The 13,253-nt window shown below is 65.1% G+C and carries 14 protein-coding genes; 11 read left to right on the forward strand and 3 right to left on the reverse strand.

Features of this window, described 5'->3' with window-relative positions:
• Positions 1-44 precede the first annotated feature (44 nt).
• From thrS to S101446_RS09140, 3 genes are read right to left on the reverse strand one after another with little or no spacing between them, the layout of a single operon-like run.
• Positions 45-1,979 (reverse strand): threonine--tRNA ligase, encoded by a 1,935-nt coding sequence (gene thrS / locus S101446_RS09130; RefSeq protein ID WP_010508125.1) that lies wholly within the window; start codon positions 1,977-1,979, stop codon positions 45-47.
• Between the two features lie 42 nt (positions 1,980-2,021).
• Complete coding sequence (locus tag S101446_RS09135; protein ID WP_087608206.1) at positions 2,022-2,924, reverse strand: glycosyltransferase family 9 protein; 903 nt, start codon at positions 2,922-2,924, stop codon at positions 2,022-2,024.
• 4 nt (positions 2,925-2,928) lie between these two features.
• Entirely contained in the window at positions 2,929-3,915 is a 987-nt protein-coding gene (locus S101446_RS09140; protein WP_244184133.1) for a tetratricopeptide repeat protein, read from the reverse strand.
• A gap of 101 nt (positions 3,916-4,016) precedes the next feature.
• Between S101446_RS09140 and S101446_RS09145 the strand changes: the two genes are divergently transcribed.
• The 11 genes from S101446_RS09145 to S101446_RS09195 all read left to right on the forward strand — a co-directional run bounded on the left by S101446_RS09145 (position 4,017) and on the right by S101446_RS09195 (position 13,233).
• Positions 4,017-5,246: a glycosyltransferase family 4 protein gene (locus tag S101446_RS09145; protein WP_087608208.1), complete on the forward strand. Its 1,230-nt coding sequence runs from the start codon at positions 4,017-4,019 to the stop codon at positions 5,244-5,246.
• 234 nt (positions 5,247-5,480) lie between these two features.
• Complete coding sequence (locus S101446_RS09150) at positions 5,481-6,629, forward strand: aromatic ring-hydroxylating oxygenase subunit alpha (RefSeq protein WP_010508120.1); 1,149 nt, start codon at positions 5,481-5,483, stop codon at positions 6,627-6,629.
• A gap of 63 nt (positions 6,630-6,692) precedes the next feature.
• Positions 6,693-6,884 carry a hypothetical protein gene (locus tag S101446_RS09155; RefSeq protein WP_010508119.1) on the forward strand — a complete coding sequence of 64 codons (192 nt, stop codon included), beginning with the start codon at positions 6,693-6,695 and terminating at the stop codon, positions 6,882-6,884.
• A gap of 95 nt (positions 6,885-6,979) precedes the next feature.
• A complete protein-coding gene (gene dcd / locus S101446_RS09160; protein WP_010508118.1) occupies positions 6,980-7,534 on the forward strand; it encodes a dCTP deaminase in 555 nt (184 codons plus the stop codon).
• 18 nt (positions 7,535-7,552) lie between these two features.
• Positions 7,553-8,815 carry a UDP-N-acetylglucosamine 1-carboxyvinyltransferase gene (gene murA, locus S101446_RS09165; protein WP_019090881.1) on the forward strand — a complete coding sequence of 421 codons (1,263 nt, stop codon included), beginning with the start codon at positions 7,553-7,555 and terminating at the stop codon, positions 8,813-8,815.
• A gap of 40 nt (positions 8,816-8,855) precedes the next feature.
• On the forward strand, positions 8,856-9,656 hold the full coding sequence (hisG, locus tag S101446_RS09170) for an ATP phosphoribosyltransferase (RefSeq protein ID WP_087608209.1): 801 nt from the start codon (positions 8,856-8,858) through the stop codon (positions 9,654-9,656).
• The gene (gene hisD, locus S101446_RS09175) at positions 9,653-10,957 is read left to right on the forward strand and encodes a histidinol dehydrogenase (protein WP_087608210.1); all 1,305 of its coding nucleotides are present in this window, start codon (positions 9,653-9,655) and stop codon (positions 10,955-10,957) included. The genes hisG and hisD overlap by 4 nt, the downstream gene beginning before the upstream one ends.
• Before the next feature lie 97 nt (positions 10,958-11,054).
• Entirely contained in the window at positions 11,055-11,273 is a 219-nt protein-coding gene (infA, locus tag S101446_RS09180; protein ID WP_010508114.1) for a translation initiation factor IF-1, read from the forward strand.
• Between the two features lie 16 nt (positions 11,274-11,289).
• Positions 11,290-11,919, forward strand: coding sequence for a Maf family protein (locus S101446_RS09185; protein WP_167376430.1), 630 nt, complete (start codon positions 11,290-11,292; stop codon positions 11,917-11,919).
• The gene (locus tag S101446_RS09190; protein ID WP_087608212.1) at positions 11,904-13,034 is read left to right on the forward strand and encodes a ribonuclease E/G; all 1,131 of its coding nucleotides are present in this window, start codon (positions 11,904-11,906) and stop codon (positions 13,032-13,034) included. Before S101446_RS09185 ends, S101446_RS09190 begins: the two co-directional genes overlap by 16 nt.
• Positions 13,027-13,233: a DNA gyrase inhibitor YacG gene (locus tag S101446_RS09195; protein WP_010508109.1), complete on the forward strand. Its 207-nt coding sequence runs from the start codon at positions 13,027-13,029 to the stop codon at positions 13,231-13,233. The genes S101446_RS09190 and S101446_RS09195 overlap by 8 nt, the downstream gene beginning before the upstream one ends.
• The last annotated feature ends 20 nt before the right edge of the window (positions 13,234-13,253 follow it).

Here is a 13,253-nt window from a genome sequence, read left to right on the forward strand (position 1 = left end):
ACCTGCGAAAACAGCCATGCAATCGCGGCACGGAACCAGATGGATCAGCCGCGTGCCCTGCGGATATCGGGTGGCAGGGCTTCATATGCAAGGGCGGACACCGCTTCCTCCAGCGGCAGGACTTCCTGCGCCTTGCCGCCAAGGCGGCGCAGGGCGACGGTGTTTTCCTCCGCTTCCTTGCGGCCAACGACCAGAATGACCGGCACGCGTGCAAGGCTGTGTTCGCGAATCTTGGCGTTGATCTTCTCGTTGCGCAGGTCGGCTTCCACCACCAGCCCCGCCTTGCGCAGGCTGTCGGTCACATATTGGGCATAATCCGCCGCATCGGTCACGATGGACGCCACCACCACCTGCACCGGCGCCAGCCATAGCGGGAAACGGCCGGCATGCTGTTCGATCAGGATGCCAAGGAATCGCTCGAACGATCCCAGAATCGCCCGGTGCAGCATGACGGGACGATGGCGCGCGCTGTCCTCGCCAACATAGGATGCATCCAGCCGTTCGGGCAGCACGTAATCGACCTGCAGCGTGCCGCACTGCCAGTCACGGCCAATGGCGTCACGCAGCACGAATTCCAGCTTGGGGCCATAGAACGCGCCCTCGCCCGGATTGTGTTCATAGGTGACACCCGCCATGTCACACGCGACCTTCAGCGCGTTTTCCGCACGGTCCCATGTCGCGTCATCGCCGGCGCGCTGTTCGGGGCGATCGGCGAATTTCACGCGGAAATGCTCGAAGCCGAGGTCCTGGTACACATCCGCCAGCATCCGCACGAAACGCGCGGTTTCATCAGCGATCTGGTCTTCGGTGCAGAAGATATGCGCATCATCCTGCGTGAAGCCACGCACACGCATGATGCCATGCAGCGCGCCGGATGGCTCGTAGCGGTGGCACGCGCCGAATTCCGCCATGCGCAGCGGCAGTTCACGATACGAGCGCAGGCCATGGCGGAAAATCTGCACATGACACGGGCAGTTCATCGGCTTCAGAGCAAGGGTCTTGTCCTCATCCTCGACGGTGGCGATGAACATGTGCTCGCGGTACTTGTCCCAGTGGCCGGAGGCTTCCCACAGGGCACGGTCAACAAGCTGCGGCGTGCGCACTTCCTGATAGCCGTTATTGTTCTGCGCGCGGCGCATGTAGTCCTGCAGCACCGAATACAGCCGCCAGCCCTTGGGGTGCCAGAAGATCTGGCCCACGGCTTCTTCCTGAATGTGGAACAGGTCCATCTCGCGGCCAATGCGGCGGTGATCGCGGCGTTCGGCTTCCTCAAGCTGGTGCAGGTGCGCCTCAAGTTCCTTGCGGTCGCGCCATGCCGTGCCATAGATGCGCGTCAGCATGGGGTTGCGATGGTCGCCGCGCCAGTACGCACCCGCCACCTTCATCAGCTTGAAGGCATTGCCGACATCGGCCGTGCCACGCAGGTGTGGCCCACGGCACAGGTCCAGCCATTCCCCCTGGCGGTAGATCGAGATTTCCTCGTCTTCGGGCAGGTCACGGATCAGCTCGGCCTTGAAGCGCTCGCCCCTGTCTTCGAAAAACGCGATGGCCTTCTCACGCGGCCATGTCTCCCGCACGAAGGGTTCGTTCGCAGCCACGATTTCGCCCATGCGCTTTTCAATCGCGGCGAAATCCTCCGGCTTGAACGGCTCGTTGCGATAGAAATCATAATAGAACCCGTTTTCGATCGACGGGCCGATCGTGACCTGGGTTCCGGGAAACAGCGACTGCACCGCTTCGGCCAGCACATGGGCGGCGTCATGGCGGATCATTTCCAGCGCCTCGGGGTCCTTGCGCGTCACGAAGCGGATGCTGGCGTCATGGTCGATCTCGCGACCGATATCCATAAGCTTGCCATCCACTTCCATGGCAAGGGCGGCGCGGGCCAGTCCGGCCCCGATGGACTGCGCCACGGTAGTGCCCGTCACTGCCCCGTCAAAGCGGCGAACGGATCCGTCAGGCAGGGTTATGGCAGGCATGGTTTCATTGCTCCGGTATGAAGATATTCCGCTGTAATGGCGTCAGGCGAGCGTCGCCGCAACCCTGTCAACGCGCAGAGTGGCCAGATCACGCACATAAATGACCCGCACCTGCCCCGCCTTCTGACCCACCGGCGCGGTCAGCGCGGGGTTGCTGTCGGCTGAAAACAGCACGGTGCAGGGCACGCCAAGCGCTGCGGCAAGGTGCATGGGGCCGGTGTCATTGCCCACGGCGCAGGCCGCCCGCGCCATCACGCCCCCCAGTTCCGGCAGCGATGTCCGCCCCGTCAGGTCAACGGCAGCGGGACAGGTGTCGCGGATGACGGCGGCCAGCGCCCTTTCCCCCCTGCCGCCCACGATGACGGGCAGCAGGCCGCGCGCATGCATTTGCTGCGCAAGGGCGGCATAGCGTTCCACCGGCCAGCGCTTGGCCGGGCGATGTGCCGCGGCACCGGGCACCAGCACGCCATAGGGCGCGGGCAGGACAGGGCCACCACGCGCCAGCCATGACAGGTCGGGCACCGGCAGGCTGTCGATTCCCGCACGACGCAACTGGTCACGCTGGCGCGCGCGGGTATGCATGGCGCGCCGCTGCGGACTGTCATGCACCGCCTGCGCCCCGCGCCCGATTCCCGACCAGGCCGTCATGCCCGACAGATGAAAATAACGTGTGCTGCGACCTGATGTCTGCAGGTCATAGATGAAGTCATATGACCGCAGCAGCCGACGCAGCGCCATGACCGCGCGCAGGTCATGCCATGGCGGCCTGCGATCGACATGCACATGGCCGAACCACGGCGCATGGCGGGCAAGATCGGCAAAGGGGGCCTGCGTCAACAGGTCCACCACGTCATGCGGATGATGGGCGCGAATGGCCGCGAACGGCGCGAAGGACTGAATGAAATCGCCCAGCGCGCCCAGCCGGATCACCAGAATACGGGCCATGGGGTCAGGGTGCCTCGGGGTCGGTTTCAAGCAGCGACAGGTCCTGCCGCGCCAGATCGGCCTCATCCGAATCCGGGGCCAGGGTCACGACGTCCTGCCAGTCGGCGCGCGCCTGCGCCATCTGCCCTTCACGCTGGTACAGGATACCGCGTTCCAGCAGCGCCGCCCCATTGCGGGGCATGTCCTTCAGGGCCGCGTTGATGTCGGTCATGGCCTGCCCGATCCGTCCCATCCGCCGCCATGCGGCCGCGCGCGCGACCAGCGCCTCATCCCGTTCCGCCGGGACGGATGGCAGGGGGGTAAGGATGTCGATCGCGCGCTGCGGCTGGTCCAGTTCCACCGCGACCCGCGCATAGACCAGGCGCAGCGGCACATCGCCCGGTTCCAGCGTCAGGCCATAGGCCGCGCTGTCGAATGCCTGTTTCGGGCTGTCATCCGCCTGCCATGCCCGCGCCGCCTGCTCGGCCACGGCCGCGCGGCGACGCAGCGACTGCGGGGTATCGGGCTGCGTGCCCGCATCATGGGCAGGGGGCGTGTCTCCCACGGGCCAGCCGGGCACATGCGCCAGACGGTCCAGCGATGCCGCCGCCGTCGCCACGTCCCCCAGTTCGATGCGTGCCAGGGCTTCGCACTGCTCGGCCTCCAGCCCGCCGCCATGGCCCAGCCAGTCCTCGGCATAATCACGCGCGCCGTCGGGATCATCGGACACGGTGGCGGTGCAGTGGGCGAAACTCCATGCCTCATCATGCCCGGGCCCGTCATGCTCCGGCACGGCGGAAACCGCAGGTGGCGGGGCGCTCCCTGGCGCATCCGCCGCCCGGACGCAGCCATTCCCGGCCATATTGACCACCACCACGATCCCGGCGGCCATGACGCCCCGGCGCCCCACCCGCACCCAGCGGGCGGCCCGAAACGGCGCACCGGCAGGACGTACGGAATATCCACCAGACGGAAAAAGGGGGGGGACGGACAGGCACGTAAAGACTCTCATTACCGCATTCGTCGGCCCGCCCGCCAAGAAGGTCAAGGGCCAGTCCCCCATTCGCCGCCGACCCGTGCAGTCCCGATACGATCATGATATGGGGAAGGGTGATGCAAACCGTTACCGACCGACCTGTCATCCTGCAGGCCCTGCCAGCCCTCGAATCCGGTGGGATCGAACATGGCACGCTGGAAATGGCGCGTGCCATCGTCCAGGCTGGCGGCACGGCCATCGTGGCCAGTGCGGGCGGGCGCCTGGTCCCGCGCCTGAAATACATCGGGGCCATTCCGGTCGAGATGGACCTGAAGGCCAAGAACCCCCTTTCCATCATGCGCAACGCGGGCCGCCTGCGCCATGTCATTGAGGAATTCGGCGTCAACCTTGTGCATGCGCGTTCACGGGCGCCGGCATGGGCGGCGTCCCTTGCATGCAGGCGGCTCAGGATACCGCTGGTCACGACATGGCATGGCGTGCATGCCGCGAACATGCCGGGAAAACGGTGGTACAACAGCGTTCTGGCCTCCGGCACGCGGGTCATTGCCATAAGCCGCTACATCGAAAACCGCCTGCGTGAGGAATACAAGGTGGGAGAAGACCGCCTGCGCCTGATCCCGCGCGGGGCGGACATGATACGTTTTGACCCGCAGGGCGTGCGCGGCAACCGGGTGCAGAACCTGATCAACCTGTGGGACATACCCGACGGCACCACCGTCATCATGCTGCCCGCGCGCGTGACCCCGTGGAAGGGGCATGCGCTGCTGATCGAGGCGCTGGCGCGGGTGAATGAAACCGCGGGCTTCAACGGGGACTGGGTGTGCATTTTCGTGGGTGAGGCGAACGAGAAGCTGGGCCGCGAACTCGTCACCCTTGCCCGGCGCAGGGGAATCGCGACACACCTGCGTTTTGCCGGCCACTGCGCGGACATGCCAGCCGCCCTGATGCTGGCGGACATGGTGGTTGTTCCCTCGCTACGGCCCGAACCCTTTGGCCGCGTGGTGGTGGAGGCACAGGCAATGGGCCGCCCCGTTATCGTGGCGGGCCACGGCGCCGCACTGGAAACGGTGGACGACGGCGTGACGGGCTTCGTGTTCCCGCCCGATGACGCGCAGGCGCTGGCGGCATGCATGCGCCAGGTCGCCACCATGACACCCGAGGAACGCACCCGCCTGGCCTGGCACGCGCGCGAGAATGTGTGCGCGCATTATTCAACACAGGCGATGCAGTACGCGACCCTGTCCGTATATGATGAACTGCTGCACACGCAGCTGGCGAATACCTTCTACCATGCCGCCATGGCGGACATGGGCTGGGGCGATGAAGTCCTGCCACAGGCGGGCTAGCGGCGCGGACGCGGCAATTGTCCCATATCGGGTGCAGGATTGCCTTGATCTGCCTCATGGCGCCCCAAAAAGGCGGGGTGAGCGTCCAGCATTCAGCATGGGCCTTATGCAATGGGTGGTTTTACAGTCGACAAGGCGACTGAAATTCTTCACCCATTGCGCATTCTTCCTTCTGGCGGACGGGGATGACCCGTGGCCCGCCGTTTCAACGCGAACACTTCGGGACTGCACCACATGAACCAGATTTCCCCCGCCCAGACAGACATCACGCCCGAACCCGGCCCCCACCATCCCGACCTGCGCCTGGTGAACGCCAACCCGGACTTCTGGTACCCGGTGGCATGGTCGGCCGACCTGAAGCGCGACAAGACGCTGGCGGTCAGTTACGCCGGCACCCCCATCGTGCTGGTCCGTCCCGATGAAGGCAGCGTCTTCGCGCTGTATGACCGCTGCCCCCACCGGCAGGTCCCGCTGAGCAAGGGCACCGTGAACGGCCAGACCGTGCGCTGCTGCTATCATGGCTGGGCCTTTGGCCGTTCGGGCCGCTGCATCGACGTGCCCTACCTTGGCAAGGGCAAGCTGCCCAACGGCGTGCGTACCTTCCCCGTGCGTGAGGCCGGCGGGCTGATCTTCGTCTTTCCCGGCGACCCGGAAAAGGCCGACAGCACGCCGTTCCCCAAGCTGGCCCAGACGGACAACCCCAAATACAAGACCAAGCATTTCAGCCCTCGGGTGAACTGCCACTACACCTTCATGCATGAAAACCTGATGGACATGAACCATCAGTTCCTGCACCGCCGCCAGATGGGCCAGATCAAGGCCCGCTTCCTGGGGCAGGACAGGGGCGAGGACTTCATCGAGGCGCGCTACAGCTTCATGCGCTGCGCGGGGCAGCAGCCGTTGGCCGAACGCCTGATCTTTGGCAAGCACAAGGACCTGCAGGGCAAGGAACAGCCCGTTGAGGAAGTTGTAACGATCCGTACGGAATATCCGTACCAGACCCTGCGCATCACCGACAAGGACGGTGACCTGATCATGGACCTGTGGGCCGCCTACGTGCCGCTGGACAAGGACGAGCGCGTCACCCAGTCCTTTGGCCTGCTGTCCATCCTGCGCCCGCAGACCCCGTTCCTGATCGACGTGATCTGGCCCGCGCTGGGCTGGTTCACCAACCGCATCTTCCTTGAGGACAAGGAAATCGTGGAACTGGAACAGGCGGCGTGGAACGAGGCTGGCTATGACCGCAACGTGGAAATCTTCCCCGTGGTCAAGGCGCTGCGCGAACTGCTGATCCGCTGTGGCATTCCGCAGGACATGCCGCCCGCCACCGCCGAAAAGCAGCCAGCCCCCCCCACCCCGGCCGAACCCGCCACGTCGGCCTGACCGTCCCGCCCGCCATCCGCACGGGTGGCGGGCATTCCTTGTCCCACCTAGCGAAAACGCCCCATGACCGAACGGCCTGACACCCCCCGCCTGACCGACCGGGCCGAGGCCGCGCGCCAGGAACGCCTTGCGCGCGAGGCCGAGGCCCTGCGCGCCAACCTGCGCCGGCGCAAGCAGCAGAGCCGTGCCCGCACGGCCCCCGCACCCGATGCGCCCACCCCCGGCAGCAGCGACACGTCCCGCAACGAAGCGTGATTGCAGTTGCGGTCTGACGGTCACTTCGTTAGTGGTCGCGCACGGCCGACGGGTTGCCCGCGTGCCGCGCCACTGATGCCGAAGGAAGGGACAGCATGCCAATAATGCCCGATACGTGGATTCGCCGCATGGCCACGGACCACGGCATGATCGAACCCTTCGTGGAAAAACAGAGCCGCGAGGGCGTGATCTCCTTCGGGCTGTCGTCGTACGGGTACGATGCGCGCGTCGCCAATGAATTCAAGATTTTCACCGACGTGGACAACGCGGTGGTCGATCCCAAGAACTTTGCCGAAAACAGCTTCGTCACCCGCCGGGGCGACTGCTGCACCATTCCGCCCCACAGCTTCGTGCTGGCGCACACGGTCGAATATTTCCGCATACCGCGCGATACGCTGGTGGTCTGCCTGGGCAAATCCACCTATGCGCGCTGCGGCATCATCGTGAACGTGACCCCGCTGGAGCCGGAATGGGAAGGGCAGGTCACGATCGAGATCAGCAACACCACCCCCCTGCCCGCGCGCATTTACGCGAATGAGGGGATCTGCCAGTTCCTGTTCTTCCAGGGGGCATCCCCCTGCGAAGTCAGCTACGCCGACCGCAAGGGCAAATACATGGGGCAGGTCGGCGTCGCCCCGCCGCGCATGTAAGGGCAGGAACCGCACATCATGGACCGTTTCATCATTCACGGCGGCCACCCGCTGCGTGGGGACATCGTCATTGGCGGGGCCAAGAATTCCGCCCTCAAGCTGCTGGTGGCGGGGTTGCTGACCCCCGAAAAGCTGGTGCTGGACAATGTCCCGCGCATTGCCGACATCCGCACCATGCGCAGGCTGCTTGAACAGCACGGCCTGACGGTCGAGGACATCAGCGGTGACGGCGGCACGCTGTCGATCGGCGGCGAGATCACCAATACCGAAGCCCCCTACAACATCGTCTCCAAGATGCGGGCCTCGATCCTTGTGCTCGGCCCGCTCCTGGCACGTTGCGGCGAAGCCCGCGTCTCACTGCCTGGTGGCTGCGCCATCGGCACGCGCCCGGTTGACCTGCATCTCAAGGCGCTGGAAACGCTGGGGGCGAAGATCACGCTGGAAAACGGCTACATCCATGCCGAAGCCCCCAATGGCCTGAAGGGGGAACGGGTGATCCTGCCGTTCGCATCCGTCGGGGCCACGGAAAACCTGCTGATGGCCGCCACATTGGCCAGGGGGCGCACCGAGATCGTCAACGCCGCGCGTGAGCCCGAGATCGGGGATCTTGTCGGCTGCCTCAACGCCATGGGCGCGCGCATTACCGGCATTGGCACGGGCAAGCTGGTGATTGACGGCGTGGAAGGACTGCATGGCGCGCGTTACCGCGTCATGCCCGACCGGATCGAATGCGGCACCTATGCCTGCGCTGCCGCCATTACCGGCGGCGAACTGCGGCTGGTGGGTGGTCAGGTCGAACACCTTGGCGCCGTGGTGCGCGCGCTGGAGGAAGCGGGCGTGGAAATGGTGCAGGAAGAAGGGGCCGTACGCGTGCAGCGCACGGGCGCGCTGCGCGGGGTCGATATCATGACCGAACCCTACCCCGGCTTTCCCACCGACATGCAGGCCCAGTTCATGGCGCTGCTGTCGGTGGCCGAAGGGGCGTCGATGGTTACCGAGACCATTTTCGAAAACCGCTTCATGCATGTCCCCGAACTCAACCGCATGGGCGCGCGCATCAACGTGCACGGGTCGTCCGCCATTATCCGGGGTGTGCATTCGCTGTCCGGCGCGCCGGTCATGGCGACCGACCTGCGGGCGTCGTTCTCGCTCATCATCGCGGGGCTTGCGGCGCATGGGGAGACGATCCTGAGCCGCGTCTATCACCTTGACCGTGGATATGAGGCGGTGGAGCGCAAGCTGGCGCAGTGCGGCGCGCATATCGAACGCGTTTCCGACTAGCTGCTGCCAGAAAAGCGCCCTTCCTGCATGATGGCTGAATGTGGTATGCGCGCATGTCGCCATGGGCGCCCCGCACCATGCGGCGCAACCCCAGCCTTCAATGTCGGAGAATGCATTGACCGTCCTGTCACCGGCCCAGACCGCCATTCCGGAAACGGATAGCCCGCTGATACTCGCCCTGCCCAAGGGCCGTATCCTCAAAGCCGCGGCGCCGCTTCTGCATATGGCGGGCATTGTGCCCGGCCCGGATTTCAATGACGAAAAAAGCCGTCTGCTCCGCTTTGAAACCAATGATCCGAACATTGACGTGGTGCGCGTGCGCTCGTTCGATGTCGCGACCTTCGTCGCCTTTGGCGGCGCGCAGATCGGCATATGCGGCGCTGATGTGCTGATGGAATTCGACTACCCCGAAATCTATGCCCCGCTTGACCTGGGGATCGGGGGCTGCCGCATTTCCATTGCCCAGCCCAGGGACCGCAGCGGGCAGGAAGACAACCCCAACCGCCTGTCACAGGTGCGGGTGGCGACCAAGTATCCGTCCATCACGCGCCGCCATTTCGCCGCGCGCGGCATCAACGCCAGCATCGTCCATCTGCATGGCGCGATGGAACTGGCCCCGGTTCTGGACCTGTCGCACCTGATCGTGGATCTGGTGGATACGGGGTCCACCCTGCGCGCCAACGGGCTGGAGGAAACCCACACCATCGCCCATGTCACCAGCCGCCTGATCGTGAACCGCACGGCGCTGAAAACCCAGCCCGAGCGCATAGGCGCCATCATCAACCGTTTCCGCACGGCGCTGGCCTCCAGCGCCGCACAAGCCAAGGACCAGCAGGCATGAAGCGCCTTGATACTGCCCAGCCCGATTTCCGGGCCGGATTCGCCAGCCTGCTGGCTGACCGTGACAGTGACACCGCCCGCGTGGACGGCCCTGTAACCGAAATCCTGGCTGCCGTGCGCGCGCGCGGCGATGACGCATTGTGCGAATTCACCAACCGCTTCGACCGGGCCGATGTCACCCCCGCAACCCTGCAGATCACGCCACAGGAAGTCGAGACCGCCTGCGCGCAGGTTCCGGCCGCACTGCTGGACGCGCTGGAAACCGCCGCCACGCGGATCGAGTCGTTCCACAGGGCGCAGATGCCATCTGACATGCGTTACGTGGATGACGCCGGGGTAACGCTGGGCATGCGCTGGACGGCGCTGGATTCGGTGGGGCTGTACGTGCCGGGTGGCAAGGCAGCGTATCCGTCCTCCGTGCTGATGAACGCCATTCCCGCCCATGTTGCGGGGGTGGGGCGCATCGCCATGTGCGTGCCCACGCCCGATGGGGTGCTCAACCCGCTGGTGCTGGCGGCGGCGCGACGCGCGGGGGTTACCGAGATCTATCGCGTGGGCGGGGCGCAGGCGGTGGGCGCCATGGCCTATGGCACGGCCACCATCGCGCCGGTGGACCGCGTGGTGGGACCGGGCAATGCCTATGTGGCCGAAGCGAAGCGGCAGGTCTTCGGCACGGTGGGAATCGACAGCATCGCCGGTCCGTCCGAAGTGGTGGTGATCGCCGATGGCAACAATGACCCCCGCGCCATCGCACTCGACCTGCTGGCGCAGGCGGAACATGACCCCATGGCCCAGTCCATCCTGATCACGCCGGATACGGACATGGCGGCGAAGGTGGAACGGGCGGTCGCAACCGAACTGGAAACCCTGCCCCGCGCCGAAATCGCCCGCACCAGCTGGGATGCCCATGGCGCGATCATCACGGTGCGTGACCTGAATGAGGCCGCCGACCTTGTAAACACCATCGCGCCTGAACATCTGGAACTCATGATCGATGATCCGGCGCCCACATTCCGCCGCGTGCGGCATGCTGGCGCCATCTTTGTCGGTCGGTACTGCCCCGAGGCCATTGGCGATTATGTCGGTGGTCCCAACCACGTGCTGCCCACCAGCCGCACGGCGCGTTTTTCATCCGGGCTGTCGGTGTTCGACTTTATCAAGCGCACCACGTTCATCGAGGCCCAGCCCGAGTCGCTGCGCAAGATCGGCCCCGCCGCCGTCAGCCTGGCACAGGCCGAAGGCCTTGACGCACATGCGCTGAGCGTGTCGGTCCGGCTGGCCGATCTTGATCGCCGCGCATAAGGAAACTTGACCCCGGCGGTGAGTATCCCCACATAAACCAACCGTATTGCGCTGCGGGCCCGCAGCATGACGGCAATTTTGATGATTGAAGGACACGATGTCTAAAGAAGACATGATCGAATTCAGTGGCACAGTAACCGAACTGCTGCCCAATGCCATGTTCCGCGTGACACTGGACAATGAGCATACCATCCTGGCCCATACCAGCGGCAAGATGCGCAAGAACCGTATCCGCGTGCTGGCGGGTGACCGCGTGAATGTGGAAATGACGCCTTATGACCTGACAAAAGGTCGCATCACGTTCCGCTTCAAGTAAGCCGCCCTTGTCGGTCATGACCGCAGACGCCGCTCCATCCGGGGCGGATAAGGGGGCGCAGCTTGTCCTTGCCTCGGCTTCTCCCCGCAGGCTTGCGCTCCTGCGCCAGATCGGGCTGGTTCCCGACCAGGTGCATCCAGCCGATATTGATGAAACGCCCCGGCGTGACGAACTGCCGCGCCCCCATGCCCAGCGTCTGGCGACGGAAAAGGCCGAACACGTAGCGGGCGCGCTGGACATTCCGGCACTGGTCATCGCGGCCGATACGGTCGTGGCCCTTGGCCGGCGCATCCTGCCCAAGGCGGAAGATGCGGATACCGCGCGCACCTGCCTGAACCTGCTGTCGGGACGGCGTCATACCGTGTTTACCGCCGTTGCCATCCGGCCTACCGCCACATGGTCCGGTGGGCGTGCGTGCAACAGGCTGGTTGCCAGCACGGTCACGTTTTCCCGCCTGACAGCGGCACAGATTGATGCGCTGATTGACGCAGGCGACTGGAATGGCAAGGCCGGGGGGTATGCCATACAGGGCCATGCGGCGGCATTCGTCCGCTTCATGTCGGGCAGTTACACCGGCATTGTCGGCCTGCCGCTGTTTGAAACCGCGCAGATGCTGCGCGGGCAGAAGGGATGCTGGCTCCGGTGAGCATGCGCATCTGCGCCAGCAGCAGCCCCGGAGAGGTCCGCATCGCCGTAATGGACAATGGCGTCATGCAGGATTTCGCCGTGTGGCGGCCTGACATGGCAGATGGCGTGGGCGATATCTATCGCGCGCGCGTCAGCGCCCATGTCCCGGCACTTGGCGGCACGTTCATTACCCTGCCGGGACTGGAACAGGCTGGTTTCCTGCCGGATTCGGAAGGGCTGGGTCCTCTGACACAGGGACAGACCGTCCTTGTGACCGTCACCCGCAGCGCGCAGGGGGGCAAGGGCGTGCGGCTGGGTGCGCGCAACCTGCCATCCGACCTGCCCGGCGGGTCGGACCCCAGTCTGCTGCGCCGTGGCCCCACGCCGCTGGAACGGCTGGCGCGGTATTATCCGCTGGCGCCCATTGTTATTGATGACGCTGCCATTGCAGTAATGCTGCCCGCTGCCTTCCATTCACGCCTGACACGCGTCAACTGTGTGTTCGACAGCGACCTGCGCGCACAGGCCGATGCGCTGGAAGATCCCGTCGTATCCCTGCCCGGCGGCATGTCGGCCAGCATCACGCCCACGCCCGCGCTGGTGGCGATCGACATGGATGGCGGGGCCACCAGCATGGACCGCCGCCCCAAGCAGACGGCACAGTTTGCCGCCAACCGCGATGCCCTGCCTGACCTGTTGCGCCAGTTGCGGCTACGCAACCTGTCCGGGGCGATCATTGTCGATGTTGCCGGACTTGCCATACGCAAGCGTCGTGCGCTGTCGGAAACGGTCGAGGCGTTACTGAAGAACGACCCGCTGCGTCCACGCTTCCTGGGCTTTACGGCGCTGGGGCTGGCGGAAATTGTCCGTCCGCGGGTGCATCCACCGCTGCATGAACTGTTCCAGTCGCGCGAAGGGCGTCTGCTGCGTGCGCTGCGCGGGCAGATGCAGGCCTATCGTGGCATGCCGCCTGATGGTCGGCCTGTCATGCTGGGGTGCGGTTATGGCATCATGGCGCTGTTGCAGGACCATCCGGGCTGGATGGAGGATTTCATGCGCCTGACGGGCCGCGTGCTTCAGCCTGTCATGGATCAGGGCCTGCCCGCCAATGGCTGGAGATTCGATCATGGCTGAACCATCCACCCTTCCCCCCTGCCCCATCTGCGGCCAGCCGGCACAGCCGCAATACCGGCCATTCTGTTCACGCCGCTGCGCGGATGTTGACCTGGGCCGCTGGTTTTCCGGCCAGTACCGCGTACCGTCGGCAGAGATTCCATCCGCAGAGGATGAAAAATACACAAGACGGGTTGATCCCGATGATGAGGTAGGTTAAACGCTTGTCCAACGTCACGG

Origin of the sequence: Komagataeibacter europaeus (assembly GCF_002173515.1) — a bacterium.
Taxonomy (GTDB): domain Bacteria; phylum Pseudomonadota; class Alphaproteobacteria; order Acetobacterales; family Acetobacteraceae; genus Komagataeibacter; species Komagataeibacter europaeus.

Bases quoted from the DNA above. Each gene is read 5' to 3' on its own strand.
- thrS (WP_010508125.1), bottom strand. From the start codon at position 1,979: ATGCCTGCCATAACCCTGCCTGACGGATCCGTTCGCCGCTTTGACGGG.
- S101446_RS09135 (WP_087608206.1), bottom strand. From the start codon at position 2,924: ATGGCCCGTATTCTGGTGATCCGGCTGGGCGCGCTGGGCGATTTCATT.
- S101446_RS09140 (WP_244184133.1), bottom strand. From the start codon at position 3,915: ATGAGAGTCTTTACGTGCCTGTCCGTCCCCCCCCTTTTTCCGTCTGGT.
- S101446_RS09145 (WP_087608208.1), top strand. From the start codon at position 4,017: ATGCAAACCGTTACCGACCGACCTGTCATCCTGCAGGCCCTGCCAGCC.
- S101446_RS09150 (WP_010508120.1), top strand. From the start codon at position 5,481: ATGAACCAGATTTCCCCCGCCCAGACAGACATCACGCCCGAACCCGGC.
- S101446_RS09155 (WP_010508119.1), top strand. From the start codon at position 6,693: ATGACCGAACGGCCTGACACCCCCCGCCTGACCGACCGGGCCGAGGCC.
- dcd (WP_010508118.1), top strand. From the start codon at position 6,980: ATGCCAATAATGCCCGATACGTGGATTCGCCGCATGGCCACGGACCAC.
- murA (WP_019090881.1), top strand. From the start codon at position 7,553: ATGGACCGTTTCATCATTCACGGCGGCCACCCGCTGCGTGGGGACATC.
- hisD (WP_087608210.1), top strand. From the start codon at position 9,653: ATGAAGCGCCTTGATACTGCCCAGCCCGATTTCCGGGCCGGATTCGCC.
- infA (WP_010508114.1), top strand. From the start codon at position 11,055: ATGTCTAAAGAAGACATGATCGAATTCAGTGGCACAGTAACCGAACTG.
- S101446_RS09185 (WP_167376430.1), top strand. From the start codon at position 11,290: ATGACCGCAGACGCCGCTCCATCCGGGGCGGATAAGGGGGCGCAGCTT.
- S101446_RS09190 (WP_087608212.1), top strand. From the start codon at position 11,904: ATGCTGGCTCCGGTGAGCATGCGCATCTGCGCCAGCAGCAGCCCCGGA.
- S101446_RS09195 (WP_010508109.1), top strand. From the start codon at position 13,027: ATGGCTGAACCATCCACCCTTCCCCCCTGCCCCATCTGCGGCCAGCCG.